Source organism: Acinetobacter sp. CIP A162, from assembly GCF_000367905.1.
GTDB classification, from domain to species: Bacteria; Pseudomonadota; Gammaproteobacteria; order Pseudomonadales; family Moraxellaceae; genus Acinetobacter; species Acinetobacter lwoffii.
On sequence record NZ_KB849159.1, the window covers coordinates 761,050 to 779,997 of the forward strand.

Annotated in this window: 20 protein-coding genes and 1 other RNA gene; 15 read left to right on the top strand and 6 right to left on the bottom strand. The window is 42.2% G+C overall.

What is annotated here, in order from left to right; translation table 11 throughout:
- Nucleotide 1: 1 nt before the first annotated feature.
- The 6 genes from rseP (at nucleotide 2) to lpxA (ending at nucleotide 6,835) form a co-directional block, all read left to right on the top strand.
- On the top strand, nucleotides 2–1,357 hold the full coding sequence (rseP, locus tag F995_RS10020) for an RIP metalloprotease RseP (RefSeq protein WP_004646718.1): 1,356 nt from the start codon (nucleotides 2–4) through the stop codon (nucleotides 1,355–1,357).
- Nucleotides 1,358–1,396: 39 nt separating this feature from the next.
- Entirely contained in the window at nucleotides 1,397–3,907 is a 2,511-nt protein-coding gene (bamA, locus tag F995_RS10025; protein ID WP_004646719.1) for an outer membrane protein assembly factor BamA, read from the top strand.
- An 80-nt stretch (nucleotides 3,908–3,987) separates the two neighbouring features.
- A complete protein-coding gene (locus F995_RS10030; RefSeq protein ID WP_004646720.1) occupies nucleotides 3,988–4,485 on the top strand; it encodes an OmpH/Skp family outer membrane protein in 498 nt (165 codons plus the stop codon).
- A gap of 3 nt (nucleotides 4,486–4,488) precedes the next feature.
- A complete protein-coding gene (lpxD, locus tag F995_RS10035) occupies nucleotides 4,489–5,559 on the top strand; it encodes a UDP-3-O-(3-hydroxymyristoyl)glucosamine N-acyltransferase (protein ID WP_004646721.1) in 1,071 nt (356 codons plus the stop codon).
- 5 nt (nucleotides 5,560–5,564) lie between these two features.
- The gene (gene fabZ / locus F995_RS10040) at nucleotides 5,565–6,050 is read left to right on the top strand and encodes a 3-hydroxyacyl-ACP dehydratase FabZ (protein ID WP_026055766.1); all 486 of its coding nucleotides are present in this window, start codon (nucleotides 5,565–5,567) and stop codon (nucleotides 6,048–6,050) included.
- Complete coding sequence (lpxA, locus tag F995_RS10045; RefSeq protein WP_004279876.1) at nucleotides 6,047–6,835, top strand: acyl-ACP--UDP-N-acetylglucosamine O-acyltransferase; 789 nt, start codon at nucleotides 6,047–6,049, stop codon at nucleotides 6,833–6,835. The genes fabZ and lpxA overlap by 4 nt, the downstream gene beginning before the upstream one ends.
- A gap of 60 nt (nucleotides 6,836–6,895) precedes the next feature.
- Here the strand turns inward: lpxA and F995_RS10050 are convergent, their stop codons facing one another.
- Nucleotides 6,896–7,693, bottom strand: a complete 798-nt coding sequence (locus F995_RS10050; RefSeq protein ID WP_004646724.1) for a tol-pal system YbgF family protein — start codon at nucleotides 7,691–7,693, stop codon at nucleotides 6,896–6,898.
- A 294-nt stretch (nucleotides 7,694–7,987) separates the two neighbouring features.
- Between F995_RS10050 and ffs the strand changes: the two genes are divergently transcribed.
- Nucleotides 7,988–8,084, top strand: an RNA gene (gene ffs, locus F995_RS16365) — signal recognition particle sRNA small type.
- Nucleotides 8,085–8,297: 213 nt separating this feature from the next.
- Here the strand turns inward: ffs and F995_RS10055 are convergent.
- From F995_RS10055 to F995_RS10070, 4 genes are all read right to left on the bottom strand, one after another.
- Nucleotides 8,298–8,915, bottom strand: a complete 618-nt coding sequence (locus F995_RS10055; protein ID WP_004646725.1) for a regulatory protein RecX — start codon at nucleotides 8,913–8,915, stop codon at nucleotides 8,298–8,300.
- Nucleotides 8,916–9,006: 91 nt separating this feature from the next.
- Nucleotides 9,007–10,050, bottom strand: a complete 1,044-nt coding sequence (gene recA, locus F995_RS10060; protein WP_004279873.1) for a recombinase RecA — start codon at nucleotides 10,048–10,050, stop codon at nucleotides 9,007–9,009.
- 145 nt (nucleotides 10,051–10,195) lie between these two features.
- On the bottom strand, nucleotides 10,196–10,636 hold the full coding sequence (locus F995_RS10065; RefSeq protein WP_004646726.1) for an RNA-binding S4 domain-containing protein: 441 nt from the start codon (nucleotides 10,634–10,636) through the stop codon (nucleotides 10,196–10,198).
- On the bottom strand, nucleotides 10,629–11,315 hold the full coding sequence (locus tag F995_RS10070; RefSeq protein WP_016806963.1) for an HAD-IA family hydrolase: 687 nt from the start codon (nucleotides 11,313–11,315) through the stop codon (nucleotides 10,629–10,631). Before F995_RS10070 ends, F995_RS10065 begins: the two co-directional genes overlap by 8 nt.
- Nucleotides 11,316–11,328: 13 nt before the next feature.
- On the opposite strand from F995_RS10070, the gene F995_RS10075 reads away from it, so the two are divergent.
- The 3 genes from F995_RS10075 to F995_RS17115 all read left to right on the top strand — a co-directional run bounded on the left by F995_RS10075 (nucleotide 11,329) and on the right by F995_RS17115 (nucleotide 13,348).
- Nucleotides 11,329–12,180 (top strand): 3'(2'),5'-bisphosphate nucleotidase CysQ family protein, encoded by an 852-nt coding sequence (locus tag F995_RS10075; protein WP_004646729.1) that lies wholly within the window; start codon nucleotides 11,329–11,331, stop codon nucleotides 12,178–12,180.
- A gap of 63 nt (nucleotides 12,181–12,243) precedes the next feature.
- Nucleotides 12,244–12,984 carry a histidine phosphatase family protein gene (locus F995_RS10080; protein WP_004646730.1) on the top strand — a complete coding sequence of 247 codons (741 nt, stop codon included), beginning with the start codon at nucleotides 12,244–12,246 and terminating at the stop codon, nucleotides 12,982–12,984.
- 238 nt (nucleotides 12,985–13,222) lie between these two features.
- Nucleotides 13,223–13,348, top strand: a complete 126-nt coding sequence (locus tag F995_RS17115) for a hypothetical protein (RefSeq protein WP_004646731.1) — start codon at nucleotides 13,223–13,225, stop codon at nucleotides 13,346–13,348.
- Between the two features lie 161 nt (nucleotides 13,349–13,509).
- Here the strand turns inward: F995_RS17115 and rpsT are convergent, their stop codons facing one another.
- Nucleotides 13,510–13,779: a 30S ribosomal protein S20 gene (rpsT, locus tag F995_RS10085; RefSeq protein WP_004279868.1), complete on the bottom strand. Its 270-nt coding sequence runs from the start codon at nucleotides 13,777–13,779 to the stop codon at nucleotides 13,510–13,512.
- A 214-nt stretch (nucleotides 13,780–13,993) separates the two neighbouring features.
- On the opposite strand from rpsT, the gene F995_RS10090 reads away from it, so the two are divergent.
- The 5 genes from F995_RS10090 to F995_RS10110 all read left to right on the top strand — a co-directional run bounded on the left by F995_RS10090 (nucleotide 13,994) and on the right by F995_RS10110 (nucleotide 18,909).
- Nucleotides 13,994–14,659: an NAD(P)H-binding protein gene (locus tag F995_RS10090; RefSeq protein WP_004646732.1), complete on the top strand. Its 666-nt coding sequence runs from the start codon at nucleotides 13,994–13,996 to the stop codon at nucleotides 14,657–14,659.
- 12 nt (nucleotides 14,660–14,671) lie between these two features.
- Nucleotides 14,672–15,181, top strand: coding sequence for a ribonuclease E activity regulator RraA (rraA, locus tag F995_RS10095; RefSeq protein WP_004279866.1), 510 nt, complete (start codon nucleotides 14,672–14,674; stop codon nucleotides 15,179–15,181).
- Between the two features lie 117 nt (nucleotides 15,182–15,298).
- Nucleotides 15,299–16,081, top strand: coding sequence for a glutathione S-transferase N-terminal domain-containing protein (locus F995_RS10100; protein ID WP_004646733.1), 783 nt, complete (start codon nucleotides 15,299–15,301; stop codon nucleotides 16,079–16,081).
- A gap of 222 nt (nucleotides 16,082–16,303) precedes the next feature.
- Nucleotides 16,304–16,987 carry a response regulator gene (locus tag F995_RS10105; RefSeq protein ID WP_004646734.1) on the top strand — a complete coding sequence of 228 codons (684 nt, stop codon included), beginning with the start codon at nucleotides 16,304–16,306 and terminating at the stop codon, nucleotides 16,985–16,987.
- The gene (locus F995_RS10110) at nucleotides 16,987–18,909 is read left to right on the top strand and encodes a sensor histidine kinase (protein ID WP_004646735.1); all 1,923 of its coding nucleotides are present in this window, start codon (nucleotides 16,987–16,989) and stop codon (nucleotides 18,907–18,909) included. Before F995_RS10105 ends, F995_RS10110 begins: the two co-directional genes overlap by 1 nt.
- Nucleotides 18,910–18,948 lie beyond the last annotated feature (39 nt).

Below are 18,948 nucleotides of genomic sequence, written 5' to 3' on the forward strand. Positions count from 1 at the left end.
TATGAATGCCTTGTTTATGATTGCCGCAGCAATTCTCTTACTCGGTCCCTTAATTGCGATTCACGAGTTCGGTCACTATATTGTGGCGCGTAAACTGGGCGTTAAAGTATTGGTCTATTCGATTGGATTTGGGCCAACATTATTAAAATGGACCTCGAAAAAATCCGGAATTCAGTATCAATTGTCTGCCTTGCCTTTGGGTGGCTATGTCAAGATGCTGGATGAACGTGAAGGTAATGTCGCTGAAGAAGACTTACCCAAAGCTTTTAATCGTCAGCATCCGTGGAAAAGAATCGCCATCGTGGCAGCGGGACCATTAATCAACCTGATTTTTGCAGTTCTTCTATTCTGGGTGTTATTTTTACCGGCACAAGAACAGCTCAATACCCGTGTAGGCAAAATTTTACCAAATACGCCTGCTGCAACCGTACAAATGCAGCCGGGCGACAAAATTGTAGCTGTGGATGGTACTCAGGTGGAAACTTGGGAAAAACTCAGTTATGCCTTGGTAGATCGTGTTGGTGAAACTGGCGTAGTTTCTATTCAGGCAGATCGCGCTGGTGAAAACAAACTGTTTCAGTTGCCGATTCAAAACTATTTAAAAGATCAAAGTCAATCGCCGCTAGAAAGCCTGGGGTTCTTGCCTTATCGGCCAGAAATTCCGGCAGTGATCAGCAAGCTGAGTGAAGATGGTGCAGCCATCCGTCAAGGTTTGAAAGAAGGCGACAAGATCCTGGCTATTGACGGCGTTCAGATGAAAGACTGGTTTGATGTGGTGCAGGTGGTACAGGCATCTCCAGAAAAATTACTCAAAATGGATGTTCTACGCGAAAATCAGGTGGTTCAGCTAGAAGTCATGCCGCAAGGCAAACGTGACAATATGGGCAATGTGACCGGTATGCTGGGCGTACAAAGCGATCCGGGTAAACTGAATATTCCTGCAGAATATAAACAGACCATTCATTACTCGCCAGGCGAAGCACTGGTAATGGCGTTTGATAAAACAGCACATTTATCTTCGATGATTCTGAACTCGATTGTCAAAATGGTACGTGGCCTGATTGGCCTGGATAATTTATCAGGTCCAATTACCATCGCCAAAGTGGCAGGACAAAGCGCAGAAATGGGCTGGGAAACTTTTATTTCCTTTATGGCGCTAATGAGTGTAAGTTTAGGAATATTAAATCTACTACCCATTCCAATGCTTGATGGCGGACATCTGGTTTACTATTTTGTTGAATTAATTCGTGGTAAACCTGTTTCCGAACAAATACAATTGGTTGGACTAAAAATTGGTATGGTACTGCTCGGCAGTATGATGCTTCTGGCATTATTTAATGATTTTATGCGTTTATAACAACGTAAATGGAATAAATTAACAGCGGAAAAGACTGGCATGCAGCACACACATTTATTTATGCCTCTGGCACTCGTTAGTGCAATGGCAGTAGCACAACAAGTATATGCAGCAGATGAATTCATTGTACAAGATATAAAATTTGATGGATTAGTACGTTTAACTCCTGACAATGTGTATGGCCTAGTGCCGATTAACAGTGGTGATCGGGTCAATGATCCAGTCATTGCCAATGCAATTCGTAGCATGTATGCATCAGGCCTGTTTGATGACATTAAAGCCGTTCAGCAGGGCAATACCTTGGTTTTCCAAGTTGTTGAACGCCCGGTCATTTCGAAAATCGAATTGAAAGGCAATAAGCTGATTCCTAAGGAAGCACTTGAAGAAGGCCTGAAAAAAATGGGTCTGGCTGAAGGCGAAGTGCTGAAAAAATCAGCACTGCAAACCATTGAAACTGAACTTGAACAGCAATACATGCAGCAAGGTCGTTATGATGCCGATATTACGGTCACCACGACGCCTCGACCAAATAACCGTGTTGAATTGCTGATTGATTTTATTGAAGGTAAAGCGGCTAAAGTTTTCGATATCAATATTATCGGGAATACCGTATTTAAAGAGTCTGATATCAAGCAGGCCTTTGCCGTAAAAGAAAGTGGCTGGAGTTCGGTCATTTCGCGTAATGACCGTTATGCACGTGAAAAGATGGCGGCGAGCCTAGAAGCTTTGCGTGCCATGTATCTGAATCGCGGTTATATCAATTTTAATATTACCAATTCCAGTCTGAACTTGAGTGAAGATAAAAAGAATGTTTTCATCGAAGTTTCTGTGGATGAAGGCGAACAATTTAAATTTGGTCAAACCAAATATTTAGGTGATGCACTTTATAAGACTGAAGAATTACAGGCTTTACAAATTTTCAAAGAAGGCGAAATTTATTCGCAGGAAAAAGTCAACGCGGTTAAGCAGTTATTGCAGCGTAAGTATGGTAATGCAGGTTATTACTATGCAGAAGTCAATATTGTTCCTCAAATTAACAACGAAACCAAACTGGTTGATCTAAATTATTATATTAATCCGGGTCAGCAAGTCACGGTGCGACGTATTAATTTCACTGGTAATACGAAAACTGCAGATGAAGTACTACGTCGTGAAATGCGCCAAATGGAAGGTGCACTTGCTAGTAATGAAAAGATTGACCTGTCTAAGGTCCGTCTGGAGCGTACCGGGTTCTTTAAAACTGTCGATATCAAACCTGCACGTATTCCGGGTGCACCAGATCAGGTGGACTTGAATGTTGCCGTTGAAGAGCAGCATTCAGGGACCAGTACTCTTGCAGTTGGTTTCTCACAAAGCGGTGGTGTAACTTTCCAGGCAGGTTTAAGTCAGACCAACTTCCTGGGTACAGGTAATAGTGTTTCAATCGATTTGTCGCGTTCTGAAACCCAAGATTATTATAACTTGAGCGTGATGGACCCGTACTTCACCATTGATGGTGTGCGTCGCGGCTATAACATGTATTACCGTAAAACCAAGCTGGATGATGATTATAACGTCAATAACTATGTGACAGACAGTTTCGGTGGTGGGATTAACTTTGGTTATCCAATTGATGAAAACCAGAGTGTTAGCCTAGGCCTGAACATTGATCAGACCGATGTGACCACTGGTCCATATGTGTCGACTTATGTTGCTGATTATTTGGAACGTAATGGCGGAAAAGAAACAAAAAGTGGTGAGTATTGTCCTCAAGCATTAGTTCCAATTAAAGATTCTGCTGGGAATGTTACTGGTTACCAGCCTTGCCCTAATCCAGTTCCATATGGTCAAGAATTCCAGGGTGATTTTTTGACTTATAACCTTAATTTAGGTTGGTCTTATAATACCTTAAATAGACCGATGTTCCCGACAACGGGTATGTCACATCGTGTCAATGCTGAAATTGCCTTGCCAGGTAGTGATGTCGAGTATCAAAAAGTCACTTATGACGCTCAGGCATTTTTCCCATTAGGCAAAGATTTTGTCCTGCGCGGTTATGGTAAGTTGGGTTATGGTAATGACTTGCCATTCTACAAGAATTTCTATGCAGGTGGTTTTGGTTCGGTTCGTGGTTATGAAAATAGTACATTAGGTCCTAAATATCCAGGTGTATATTTCTCTGATACAGGTCAAACGGATCCTTCTCCTGAGGAAGTAGGTGGTAATGCACTAATTCAATTTGGTACCGAATTAGTGCTTCCAGTACCATTTAAAGGGGATTGGGCACGTCAGGTTCGTCCAGTCATCTTTGCTGAAGGTGCACAAGTGTTTGATATCCAATGTGATGTATCAAATGAAAATATTTTCGTTAATGGCACTTCAGTAAATGGAAAGCAGTACTGTAAAGATAACTTCGGTTTCGATGCAGATAATATGCGCTATAGCGTGGGTGCAGGTTTCACCTGGATCACTATGATTGGACCATTATCACTTAGCTATGCTTATCCGTTGAATAAAAAAGACGGTGATGATACTAAAAACATCCAGTTCGAAATTGGACGTACTTTCTAAAATCGTTTTGACCTAGAAACTAAATTTTGCTCATAAAGCCTGCAGGTTTTGTGAGCAAATTTTTTTGAATGAGTAATAATATGAAAAAAATGATTATGGCAATGAGCCTGGCTTTGGCAAGTGTTGCTCCTTTGACTCAAGCGGCTAGTATGGGGGTAATTGACTTGGAGCGTGTGGTTGAAGGTAGTACTTATCTGAAACAACAAAACACGATATTCCAGCAAAAAATTCAGCCACAAACCACTAAGATTGAGCAACTCAGCAAAGAGCTGGAAACTTTGCAGCAACGTGCTCAATCCAATACCAAGCTCAGTGAGACTGAAAAACAGAAAATGTCTGTGCAATATCAGGCTAAGTTGCAAGAATTGAATCAGTTACAGCAATCTGTACAGACGAATGTCCAAAGCTCGATTCAGCAGATCCGAATTGTATTTGATGCACGGGTAAAGCAAATTGCTGAACAATTGCGTAGAGAAAACAACCTGGATGTGGTTTTAAATAAAAATTCAGCGCTTGCTTATGATGCTAAATATGATTTAACTGATAAAATGATTCAAAAGGTTAATGCAATTAAATAATCAATGAATCATCAACAGCTTCAGTTAGCTGATCTCGCTCGCCTGGTTCAGGGCGAGTGCATAGGTCAGACAGATTTACGTTTGAGCGCTTTGGCCAGTCTTGAACAGGCAACTTCACACGATCTGGCATTTGTGAATGCCGATAAATATGTAGAGCAGGCCAATCAAAGTCAGGCAGGTGCTTTAATTGTCACGGCTGAACTAAAACAACAGATAACTTCACATCAAAACTTTATTGTTGTGGCAAATCCCTATCTGGCTTTTGCGATTCTGACGCATGTCTTTGAGAAAAAACATCGCCAGCGTGGCATTGAGAGTACTGCTCAAATTCACCCGTCGGCAGTGATTGCGGACGATGCTTATATTGGTCATTACGTGGTGATTGGTGAGCATTGTGTCGTGGGTGCGAATACGATTGTTCAGGCGCATGTGCAGATCGATGATGATGTCGAGATCGGTCAGGACTGTTTTATTGACTCACATGTGACCCTCACCGGCGCAGCAAAAATTGGTAATCGGGTGCGCATTCATGCCAATAGCGTGATTGGTAGCGAAGGGTTTGGTTTTGCACCTTATCAGGGTAAATGGCACCGTATTGCGCAATTAGGTTCTGTATGCATTGAGGATGATGTGCGTATTGGGTCAAATTGTAGCGTAGACCGTGGTGCACTGGATGATACGATTTTGCAACAGGGTGTGATCATTGATAATCTTGTGCAAATCGCACATAACGTTAAAATTGGTGCACATACCGCGATTGCTGCAAAAACTGCCGTTGCAGGAAGTGTTTCAATTGGCAAAAACTGTATCATTGGTGGTGCCTCTGCGATTTCTGGACACTTGAATATTGCTGATAATGTGACGTTGACCGGAATGTCAATGGTGACAAATAATATTTCTGAAGCTGGAAAATATTCATCCGGGATTGGTCTGTTTGAAAATCAGAAATGGAAACGTACCGTGGTTCGCCTCAGACAATTAGCAGATGTGCCATTGACCCAGGTGATCAAACGACTAGATCATATGCAATCTCAGATTGAGTCCATTGAATCAACATTTAAGTTGCGTAAATAATTATGATGACAGAGTCGAATTTGCCTACATTCACGAAGCCTGAATTGCCAATGAATATTCAAAAGATTCGTGAATATTTGCCCCATCGCTATCCATTTTTATTGGTTGATCGCGTCGTCGAAATTACCGATAATGGCATTGTTGGTTATAAAAACGTCTCAATTAATGAAGAGTTTTTACAAGGCCATTTTCCGAATTATCCAATTATGCCAGGTGTACTGATTGTTGAGGCACTGGCACAAATCTCTGGAATTCTGGGTTTTGTGATGAATAACGAAGTACCAAGTGAAGGTTCTTTGTTCCTGTTTGCCGGTGCGGAAAAAGTTAGATTTAAAAAACAGGTGGTTGCAGGTGACCAATTGGTTTTAAAATCTGAATTAGTGATGCAAAAGCGGGGCATTTACAAATATAATTGTATTGCCACTGTAGATGGCGTCGTCGCAACAACCGCGGAAATTATGGTTTCGCATCAAAAAGTCGAGCAGGCATGAGCAATAATCCCCTTATTCATCCAACTGCCATTATTGACCCGTCAGCAGTCATTGCTGCTGATGTAGAAATTGGCCCATATTGTATTATCGGGCCAAATGTCACTATTGGTGCGGGTAGCAAACTTCATTCACACGTGGTGGTGGGTGGCTATACGCGTATAGGTGAATATAATGAAATTTTCCAGTTCGCCAGTGTAGGCGAGGTGTGTCAGGATCTTAAGTATGCTGGTGAAGAAACCTGGCTTGAGATTGGCGATCACAACAAGATTCGTGAGCATTGCAGTCTGCATCGTGGTACGGTTCAGGACCAGAGCCTGACCAAGATCGGTAGTCATAACCTGCTCATGGTCAATACTCATATTGCACATGACTGTATGGTTGGAGATTATAATATCTTTGCCAATAACGTCGGTGTGGCTGGACATGTCCATGTCGGGGACTACGTCGTCATTGGCGGAAACTCGGGCATTCATCAGTTCTGTAAGATTGATTCTTATAGCATGATTGGTGGTGCATCACTGATTTTGAAAGATGTGCCGGCTTATGTGATGGTTTCAGGTAATCCTGCGCATGCATTTGCCATGAATATTGAAGGCATGCGTCGTAAAGGCTGGTCGAAGACCGTAATCAGCGGTTTACGTGATGCCTTTAAACTGATTTATAAATCAGGTTTAACGACTCAGGAAGCAATCGAGCAGATCCGTACAGGAATTTTGCCGGAAGTGGCTGAAGTACAACGTCTAATTGACTCTCTTGAACAGTCGAAGCGCGGCATTGTGCGCTAAATGTTTGAGGTAATAAAAAAGACACCTGAAGGTGTCTTTTTTATTTTGGGAATTTCTATTTTACTTAAGAAATTTAATTTCCTCAGCTTTCGGATAATTCTTCAATAGCTTTGTTTTGTATTGCGATGCAAGCGTAGTATTCTTTTCAACATCTTTGCTGATGTTATAAAGCTGATACAGGGCAGTGGAGGCTTTTGCAGAATTTGGGTAACGGTCAACGACAATCAGATAATTACGTTTCGCTTCAGTAAATTTTGGCGGGTCAATCGCCAGATTGAATTCCGCTAACCAGAAATAGGCATTGCTGATATAAACGCTATTCGGATTGTTTTTAATAAAGTTTTGCATCGGTGCAATGGCTTTGGCTGCACCGCCATTTTTATAAGCATCTAAAGCCACGGTATAAGCTGCCTTTTCTAGCTCAGCAGGTTGCTTTCCGCTGCTTGCTGTATTGACCTTATTTGTGTTTAGGCTGGGTGCAGTATCCTGTGGGTTTTCCTCCGTTGGATTGTCTTCAGCAGGTTCAATTTTTTGCTGCAATAGTTCGAGACGCTGATCGAGATCGGCATAACGATTGGTCAGTTCATTTTTGAGCCGTTCAATCTCATTTTCCTGTTCTTCCATTTTACCGCGCAAAATCCGCAAGTCATTTTCGAGCTGCTGGTTCTTTTGCATGATTTGCCAGCTGGTATTGGTTTGAACTGCTGGAGTTGCACCAGCCGCAATTGCCGCTGGGGTATTTACTGCGGTTTGATTCGTAGCTTGGCTCAAGCCGCGCGATTCAATCGGAATATTGGCAAATAGAGGCGTGGTAAAGAGTGCTGTCACTGCACACAATACGGTCTTTTTAAACATCATAAAATTTCCATAATTCTTTGTGAGATGCGGATCCGCTGCTCATCTTTTCAAAGTAGATCATTCATATACATTGCACACATTAAAAACGGCATTTTTAGAAAATGCAACAAGGTTTTACAAAGATCATGTGAATCTGAGTGTTGATGGATTGATTGTGAAGATCCCTTAAAAATCAGCAGAAATATCAATATTGTTTTTAAAATAATCAAATGGATAGCTTAAGGGATTATTTTGCGGAACAAGGCTTGCAACTTGATTAAAAATCTCTATACTCTGTTTTTGTAATGGTAGCCCTGCTGGTTACTTCGCAATTGTACTCTATGAACCCCGCCAGGACCGGAAGGTAGCAACGGTAATAGAACTATGATGTGCCGGAGCTTTGCTGGTAGGGTTGCCACCATATTCTTATTATAATAACAATGCGAATTCGCAGTTTTCTATTCTCAAATATCATTTTTTTTCAATATCGTCAAACAGCATTATCTTATTGTTTTAATGATTAAATCATCATTATCTTTTGCCGTGCTTTATTTTATTTTCCAACTAATATTAGATTAAATATCCAATCCTTTTAATTCATTAAGACTTTCAAAGAATATAAGACTTAGTCTTCTGCTTTACGGTTAATGGCCTTGATAATCGCATCCATTTCAAAACCACGATACATTAAAAAACGGATCTGTTTGGCTTTGAGCTTGGGGTCTTTAGGAACTTCGGTGCCATATTTTTTGACTTTTAGTTCATAGGCTTGTTGAACCCAGTCGGTTTCTTTGAGTTCTTCTGAAATCAGAGCAGTATCAATCTTTTTGCTCTTGAGTTTCATTTTAATTTGATTGGGACCTTTGCCTTTACGCTTTTGACTCGACAACATGGTTTCCGCCACACGCTGATCACTTTGATAGTTCTCACGGGACAGTTCTTCAACCAGGTTAATAACTTCATCACGATGCTCTGCATAGAGGGCTAGTTTCTCTATCAGTTCGGCTTTGGAATATTCCTTGCGCGTCAGTACGGCAAAGGCATAAGAACGTAAGCGTGAGCCTGTCAGTCCCGGTTTCTTCTCATCCTGAGTTGGGGTAGAGGAAAACAAACGTTCTTCAGGATCAAATTCAGGAGCGTCTTGGATCGCACTTTTTGCAGGTTGAGCTTGATCTTCAGTATCACCAAATTGCTGTTTTAAAGTTTCATAATCGAGCAGTTTGCTGAATTTCGCGTCTGACATGATTCTCTCGGATTTTAGATTCCCTATATAATAACAAAACGCCCCGGAGGGCGCTGTGTATTGACGTTTAAAGATGATGCATCTAATAAGATCATGCATCTAAAAAGTCAGGTTCTTCCTTGCTATCGTCTTCTTCAACAACCACTGCTTTAGTCAGAAGCTGGTCACGAATCAGTTTTTCAATCGTCTGAGCCATTTCTTTATGCTCTTCCAGATAACGGATGGTGTTGTTCTTACCCTGGCCAATTTTGTCGCCTTGATAAGAATACCACGCACCAGCTTTCTGCACGATTTCTTGCTGTACAGCAAGGTCGATCAATTCACCTAGATGGTTAACACCTTTGCCATAAAGAATCTGGAATAAAGCTTCTTTAAACGGAGGCGCCATTTTGTTTTTCACGACTTTGACTTTGGTTTCAGAACCAACAATCTCGTCACCTTCTTTCACTTGGCCGATACGACGGATGTCCAAGCGAACAGAGGCATAGAATTTCAGTGCGTTACCACCAGTTGTGGTTTCAGGGCTACCAAACATGACACCAATCTTCATACGAATCTGGTTAATGAAGATCACCATACAGTTGGAACGCTTGGCATTACCAGTAATTTTACGCAGTGCCTGGCTCATTAAACGGGCTTGCAGACCCATATGCGAGTCACCCATTTCGCCTTCAATTTCAGCGCGCGGAGTCAATGCAGCAACAGAGTCGACAACGATCATGTCGATCGCGCCAGAGCGTACCAGCATGTCTGCGATTTCAAGTGCCTGTTCACCGTGATCCGGTTGCGATACCAGCAGGTTGTCAATATCTACGCCCAGTTTGCGCGCATATTGAGGATCAAGTGCATGTTCCGCATCGATGAATGCACACGTACCGCCTGCTTTCTGACACTCTGCAATTGCTTGCAGGGTCATTGTGGTTTTACCTGAAGATTCAGGACCATAGATCTCGACGATACGACCTTTAGGTAAACCACCAATACCGAGTGCAATATCCAGCGTTAAAGAGCCTGTAGACACAGCTTCAACTGCCTGAACGGTATTGTCACCAAGACGCATAACTGTATTTTTACCAAACTGTTTTTCAATCTGGCTTAAGGCAGCGTTGAGCGCCTTGTTTTTATTCTCATCCATCTTACAACCTCAATACGATGTCACTAAGTTAGTACTCAAGTGGATGTCTTAAATTAGAGCTTTGTTCCACAGGTGTATAGTGACAGAATTTTCCCTAGTGTTCTATAAAAGTCAGCGCATGTACGACATATTCTGACGCTTAAATTTAATCGTCATTATAGGACCATGACTGATCGAAATTCTGACTATTTTCATTTTTAAATCTACTGATATCACGACGATCCTTCTTGCTTGGACGATGGTCGGGACGAGCTAGATTATGCAACTTTCTTTGTGATGTAATCAATTCCCGGCGTGCAATACTGACTTCGGTTTCTTCATACAGTTTTTGTGCCACGGGTGCAGGTCCACGAACATCAGAAAGTTCCTTAACCAGCACGGTTTTTTTGTCGATGCCTTGCTGAATCGTCAGTTCCATACCAACACGGACTTCGCGCGATACCTTGACACGTTCACCATTGTGATGGACTTTGCCACCTTCAATCGCATGTTTGGCAATCGAGCGGGTTTTAAAAAACCGTGCTGCCCACAGCCATTTGTCTATACGCATGCCTACCGCATCTTCGGGTAAAGACGATTTACGCATATTTTTTTTCTACCTCAGCCTGATTTAAATGAGTGATTAAATCTGTTAATTGGTGCAGCATCGGGTAATTACAAGTCTGACGTGCTACTTTGGCTGAAGAGGGCTGCTGGATGCTGAACAGGTTCTGAATGCCATAGGCTTGAGCCCCATTCAGGACTTTTTCAGTATCATCAATAAAATAAGCATGTGCAGGGTCAAATGGATGCAACGCATTCAGGCCTTGCCAGAACTCGATAAATTCTTTGGCATGTCCGATCGTTTCTGAACTGACAATCACATCGAAATAATCTCTTAAATTCAAATGATCCAGTTTAAATGCTAGACCCGCACAGTCAGCATTGGTGGCCAGCCAGATGGGATAGCCATTATTTTTAAGATAATCGAGCAATTCGAGACAATGCGGGCGTAAGGCCACTTTATCTTTATGTTCAATTTGCATCGCCAGAACATCGACTTCGACTTTAGCCGTCCAGAAGCGTGAAGAGTACCAGTTTAAGGTATGATTATGTTCCTGATAGAATGCATAGAGTGTCGCCTGGCTGTGTTCCAGGCTACAGCCATGTGTGGCAGCATAACGCACAGGCAATAACTCGTTCCAGATGAAATCATCGTAGGCAAGATCAAGTAAAGTGCCATCCATATCGAAAATTATGGTAGGTTTTTCAGAGCATTTTGACATATTTAGGTTTTCTATGTTTAAAGCAACAGCAGCACCACAAGATCCAATGATTTTGCAGTTTGTGCCCATTTTGACACAAGCCTGTGAAATTTTGCGAGAAGAATATCAGCGTTATTGTTCTGGTGCAGCTTTTGATGTCATCAAAAAAAATGATAATTCTCCGGTGACTCAGGCAGATTTTCGGGTTAATACTTATCTGACCCAAGCTTTGGCAGAGATTTCCAGCTTGCCTTTACTGTCTGAAGAAGGACAGGAACATGAACGCCGCTCATGGTCAGAATTCTGGTTACTGGATCCGTTAGATGGCACTAAAGAGTTTTTGCACCAGCGCCCCGAATTTACCATTAATTTGAGTCTGGTCAGAGGCAGTTTGACCACTTTTGCCATATTGGCGGTTCCAGAGCAGCAACTGATTTATTTCTGTCCTGAGCAGGGCTTGCCTTATAAATATGATATTCAAACTAGAACATGGTTTGCTTATGCAATGTCTTCGACATCTAAAATGATTGCTGTAGGGTTGAGCCAAAGTAGCCAGCAGAAACCGAAATATCTCGAATATTTACAAAGTTTGGCCAAGCTCACGGACTACACTGAATTTAAAGCGGGCAGCGCTTATAAATTTTGCATGATGCTGGAAGATCAGGTGGATATCTATCCACGTTTTCATCCGACCTCGGAATGGGATACCAGCGCTGGTCAATGTATGCTCGAACGGATTGGGGGTGGCTTGGTCGATTTAGAAGGTCGCCCATTTATTTATAATCATCGGGATACTTTGCTGAATGGCGGATTCATTGCTTATAAGAATAATGATATGAAAATTATTGCATTGCAGGCGGTTTCTGACATGCAGGCCGAGCATTGAGCAAAATTCTGAGCGTGTTATAGTGGTGCTTAACCTATTACCAAATCCAGAGTTGGCTGTAACGTGTCCCTGAAACTGCTTCCACCGAGTATGTTGAGTGCAATTGATTTATTGCCCGATGTACAGACGCCTGTCACCTTATTTACACGGCATTCGATTCGTGAAGAGGTTCCGGGTCAAGGTTTGGCAGGCTATGATCTGCAACTGACCAATCAGGGGCGGGATCTGGCGCAGGAATGGGGTGCTTATCTGGCTGATCAAACTGATCGTGTGATTCATCACTGTATTTCAAGTCCGATCCAGCGGTGTATTGATACCGCTGCATTGATGATTGAAGGGGCAGATGCGGTTACCCCTGAGCAGAATACCCATCGTATTGAAATTATTGAACAGGGACTTCTGATGGAGCCTGGCAGCTTTGTGCTGGATATTCAAAAAGCTGGGCCTTATTTTGCCAAGCAGGGTGCACTCGGTTTTATTAACAGTTTTGTCAATAATGCCTTGCCTGGGATGAAACAGCCGATTCATGGCGTGGTGGATGTACTGGAACTGATTTACAACACCCATCCACAAAATAAATATGGGCTGAGTTTGGCTGTCAGCCACGATACTATTCTCGCAGCGATGATTGCAGTGATGTCAGGGCGTCAAGACGTCAGTCGGGAAGACTGGCCAAAAATGATGGAAGGTCTGTTTGTCTGGTTTGAAGGTGATGTGTTTTTGGAGTCCAAACTGAAATGGATCTGGCGCGGTCAGGTACATGAACTGGATATTGCTGATTTTAAACGTTCCCAACTTTCTTAAATTAAATTGATCTATTCAAAACTCAATTGTTCACAGCAATTGAGTTTTTTATTGGGGAGTTAGAAATTATAAAGATGGTGGGGCGTTTCATATTGATCATTCAATAAAGTTCAGGCTAAAACGATAAAAATAAATTTTAAACTGCACCTTTTACATTTATAGGGTGAAAATTCAATAATGTAAGTATAAAAATTATCTATGCTTAATAAATATAGAAATATTCATCTTGAGGAAAATTATGAAAGTTATCACAATTTTTAGCCTGATCGCGATTTTGGGTTTAACCGCATGTCAAAAGCGGGACACTGACAATACGAAACAGGATAAAACCACTTCGCCATCCTCTATGGATAAAGATCAATAATCTAAAAGAGAGGGAGATTCAGGTTTTTATCTCACAGTATCGCATTGACTGGATGAGTGCTGTCTAAACAAATTATTTTTCTGAATGAGTCATTATATTTTTTAGTTTCTTCAAATTCCAGACACAAAAAAAGCCCTAAAAAGGGCTTTTTTCATTTGCGATTAGTTAGAAGCTAGTGCTTTAACTTGCGCGTTCAAGCGGCTCTTATGACGAGCTGCTTTGTTTTTATGGATGATGCCTTTGTCAGCCATACGGTCGATTACTGGAACAAGCGATTTGTACGCTTCAGTAGCAACTGCATAGTCATTAGTGCTGATAGCAGCTAATGTACGTTTAAGATAGGTACGAACCATAGAACGCAAGCTTGCGTTGTGTTTGCGTGCTTTAACGTTTTGACGAGCACGTTTTTTAGCTTGAGCAGAGTTTGCCACTCGTGCACTCCTTGAAATAGATTGGTCTGGGCGGGCTGAAACTCAACTGAAAACCAACATCAGAGGAATTATCACCAGCCCGTAAACAAGTGCCATATTTTGATTAAACTAAGCACCGAAGTCAAGTCTTGACATGCTTTGACAACATTTTAGATGCAGAAAAATTCTAAAGAAAACGTTAGATTAGTATTCCACCCAGGAGATCGTATAAAAAATGACTAAATCACTGACTCATCCCATCGTGATAGGTGCCACTGGCTTGGTGGGAAAACAACTGATAAAACGTTTGCAAGATGAGCCGACTTGCCAGCAGATTACTGCAGTGGTCAGAAAACATCAAAATGATCTGGATGCTTTGGATAAAGTTCAACAACTGGTACTGGAAGATTTCCTGATGTTGAATGATCAGGATGTCAGCAAGCATAGCCATGGTTTTAGCTGCCTGGGCAGCACCATGAAAAAAGCCGGATCCAAACAGGCATTTTATAGTATTGACTATACCATAAATGCTCACTTTGCAGAGCTGTTACAGCAAACCTCAGCCCATTATCTTTTGCTAAGCGCAATGGGTGCCGATTCCCAATCGCATTTTTACTATAATCGGGTCAAAGGTGAACTGGAAGAATATATACAAACATTGTCCTTGGACAGAATCAGTTTGATTCGACCTTCATTGCTCATTGGTGAACGTCCAGAGCAGCGTTTTTTGGAAGATATCGCGCAGCAGGTTTACCACAAAGTATCGCGTTTTATTCCGGATAGTTTTGCGTATAAGCCAGTGACAGCCGAGCAGGTGGCTCATACTATGGTCGAGGCCGCGCTAACTCAGACGGTAAAATTTGAAATTTATGATAATTTACGCATACAAAAAATGAAATGAGGGGAAAACACCGTGTCTACAGCAGCATTTGTTACCTGTGACTTGTTAGATGATCATCCAGAATTAGAGCTTCAGGTGGTGACACCTTGCCTGGACGGTAAATTTTTTAAGAGTTATGGGGCGCGCAAAACCTTTGGCGGTCAGATTGTGACAGTAAAATGTTTTGAAGATAACTCGCGGGTGAAAGAGTTGTTGGCCACAGATGGAACAGGCAAGGTCCTGGTCGTAGATGGCGGTGCATCCATGCGCTGTGCCTTGATGGGTGACCTGATTGCAGAATCAGCGGTAAAAAATCACTGGAATGGCGTAATTATTTATGGTTGCGTTCGTGATGTCGATGCGATTGCTGAACTTGATCTTGGTGTGCATGCATTGGCGGCTATTCCGCAAAAGAGCAACCGCAAGGGTGTGGGTGAAGTTGATATCTCTCTCTGTTTTGGTGGTGTCACGTTTAATGCAGGCGAGTATGTCTATGCAGACAATAATGGTATTGTGGTGTCTAAAACAGCATTAGTGGCTTAATCGGCCGGAATCTGCATTTCTGCATGAAAGAATAACAACAAAACTTATCTGTACCCTGAAAGACAGGATGCCTAGATTCTGTCTTTCATTCATATAAAACAAAAATAGGAAAATACTATGTTGAGTCATCAAATTAAAGTTGTACAAGCTTTGGCCTCTTCAATCGCTGAAGGTGGACGTGGGATGGTGGGTACACCGTTTCCAAATCAGCCTGAAAAAGCCTTGAAGCTCTATGAATACGAGGGTTCACCATTTTGTCGTCGGGTGCGTGAAGTCATGACCTTGCTAAATCTGGATTATGAAGTTTATCCATGTCCACGAGGGGGTACTCATTTCCGTCCTGAGGTGCAGCAATTGGGTGGAAAACTGCAATTTCCTTTTTTAGTTGATGAAAATACCGGTGATCGACTCTATGAGTCTCAGGATATTATCGATCATCTGTTCAAGCATTATGGCAAAACCGGCAAAACTCCCAAGAAATATGCTCACTATCCTAAAATTCCAGTGGCTGCAATTGCGGGAACCGTCCTCAATGGTTTACGCGGCGGAATGGTGAATCCCAAGATTAAGGATCGGCCAACACCTGAACTGTTATTAGAATTATGGGGCTTTGAGGCCAGTCCTTATACCCGAATTGTACGCGCCGTTTTGAGTGAACTGGAAGTGCCGTTTGTTTTTCATAATGTCGCTAAAGAGCGCTGGCAAGATTATGGACCGGCCAAATTGCGTTTAAAACCGGGAAAATATGAACCACTACCAGGCGGTAAGCGTGAACATTTGTTTGAAATGATGGGAAATAATATTCAGCTTCCCTATCTGGTCGATCCAAATACAGATACCAAAATGTTTGAATCGGCTGAGATTGTGAAATATTTAAAACAGCAATACGGTACTGCTTAAAGTAGACAGCTCGTATAACTTCAAAAGATTTTCTATCTTGAACTGCCATCTGCTAAACAGATGGCATTTTTTATGTCTATGATATGGAAAACGGGCGTAAGCGTTTCTCGCTGCTTAAAACTTCAGATAATAAAAAATAAATAAATCATGATTTTTAGTGTGATTTTGTTTATATTTTAATCTTAAAGGGGATATATAAAAATAAATATAAGGGGCGTGCTTATGACAGCATCGGAGGCAGTCTTGCCAGTACCAGTATTAATCGTTGAAGATGAATATGTCATCCAGCGCCGTTTAAAAATCATATTAAGCAATCTAGGTTATCAGGATGACGTTCTGTTATTTGCCAATACGGTGAAAGAAGCATATGCCGTTTTGCAGCAACAGCCGATTGCACTGGCCTTAGTAGATTTGGGTTTACCAGATGGAAGTGGGATTTCAATTATTGAAAAAATCCGCGAACAGGACGCACAAGCGTTGATTCTGGTGGTGTCTGCCTGGAGTACCCAAGATAGCCTGTTTAGGGCAATTCAGGCCGGTGCGACCGGTTATGTGCTGAAAGAACGGGATGATGTTGAAGTCGCCTTGGCTATTCGCAGTATTTTGCGTGGCGGTGCACCGATTGATCCCTTTGTTGCCCGTGAAATTTTAAAACAGATTTCTATTCCCACCATTTCAGGAACAGTAGAACAGAACAGGCCAGCTGCGGATCAGGAAACGCTCACACAGCGGGAGCAGGAAATCCTGTCCTTGGTTGCGCAAGGTCTGAGTAATCGTGAAATTGCCGAGCAGCTCTGTGTATCACGCTATACCGTCGAAAGTCATATCAAGCATATTTACCGCAAACTCTCGGTCAGTAAACGTACCAAGGCGGTCAGTACCGCACGGCATCTGGGAATTCTGTAATGTCATCTGCCTGTTCCAGAAGCAGCAAACGGCAGCGACTGAAATGGATCGGTGTTTTTGTCCTGTGCAGCTGGCTTTGCTTGTTCTGTAGTATCAGTCAGGCACAAAACCATTTTCAGATTAATGATCTTTGTCAGGTGAAGATCGAATATATTCAGAAGGTTCAGGCTCAGGGTCCTACCGAGATGCCGACATCGGGCTGGCAAAGCGTACGTTTGCCGGATAACTGGCAGAATAACTGGAAGAATTATCATGGGGGTGCCTGGTACAAGATTGTCTGGCGTTGGTCATGTCAGGACAATATTCGTCTTGCAGAACCGGTTGCCTTTTCTATTGATTATATTAATTCGGCAGGTGCCGTGTTCCTGAATGGTGACTTGCTTTGGTCTGACCGGAACTTGCAAGAGCCCTTGTCGAAAAGCTGGAATATGCCGCGTTACTGGGTTTTCCCGATTAGCGGTTTGCGTAAAGACAGTAATGAAATCCTGATTTATGTAAATGGCTACAGTTTCCAAAGCGCGGGCCTGGGCAATATTCAGTTTAATAATGTGTTGGTGAATAGCCAGCAGTATTTGGAAAAAATCTGGGATCGCCGTACCGTATTCCAGATCAATATGATTTTCTCTGCCACGATTGGGCTGATCTGTTTCATTATCTGGTTATTCCGGCGTTCAGAAACCACTTTTGGCTGGCTGGCACTCAGTTCACTGTTGTGGATTCTGTTTATTTCCAATGTCTTGACTACAGAAAATTTTCCATTTCACTCCACGATTTCGGCAGCTAAAGCCAATATGCTTTTTTTTATTGCCTATATCCATTGTTTTTGTCTGTATCTGATCCGCTTTGTAAAACAGAAATTTAAGCAGTTGGAGCGAGGATTTATTCTGGTCAGCGTTCTGTCCAGCTTACTGGTTATGATCAGTTCCTTGGATTATCTGGAGCAGGTACTGGGCGGAGTGTTTATCATCTATGTATTGCTCTTTATTAGTTGTACTGTATATGTCAGCTATCAGGCCATCAAAACCCGAAATGGAGAATATCTTTTCCTGACGCTGTGTCTCTGGGGGATTTTGCTGTGTGTAGTCATCGACCTGATCATGTTGAACCAAACCCAGGTCAATGAATTTTCACCTTTATCCCCCTATACCTCACCGATTATTACCCTGTTTGTCGTGCTGATTATGGGCACACGCTTGAATCGTAATGTCAGGAAAATCGAAAAATTTAATACCCAGTTAGAACGTAAAGTTCAGCAGGTCAGTGCCGACCTGAATAAAAGCCTGAGCGATAAACATCAACTGGAGCTGACGAATGTTCGTCTGCAAGAACGGATTAATCTGTCACATGAACTGCATGACGGGTTGGGAGGGTCTATTGTCCGTTCCATGATTCTGGTGGATCAAAGTAGCGAAACAGTTTCTAAACAGCAGTTTCTTTCCATGCTGAAACTGCTCAGAGATGATCTCAGACAAATCATTGACAGTGGTTCATCTATTGAAAATAAAGTCCCACAAACGCCGGTACTCTGGATCGCACCGGTACGTTATCGTTTTACCCAGCTGATGGAAGAAATGGGGATTGTAGTTGAATGGTCATTTCCAAAAGTCTGGCAGCGTGAACCAACGGCATTACAGTGTTTGACCTTGATCCGAGTAGTCGAAGAAAGTCTGACCAATATCATTAAGCATAGTCAGGCCAGTCAGGTAAAAGTCAGTCTGGAATATTCCCAGCCACATCAGCTTACTTTAAGCATTCAGGATAATGGCATCGGTTTCGATGCTGACATGGTGCAAAAAAATGGCCTGAGTATTGGAATGCGCAGCATGAAAATGCGGGTTGAGCGCATGGGAGGATTGTTCCAGATTGAATCTGAACAAGGAGATACGCTGATTCGTGTTGTATTAGAGCTGTATCAGCCTTAAGTAACTAGAATTTTAGTAGAAAATAAAAAGAGGATCATG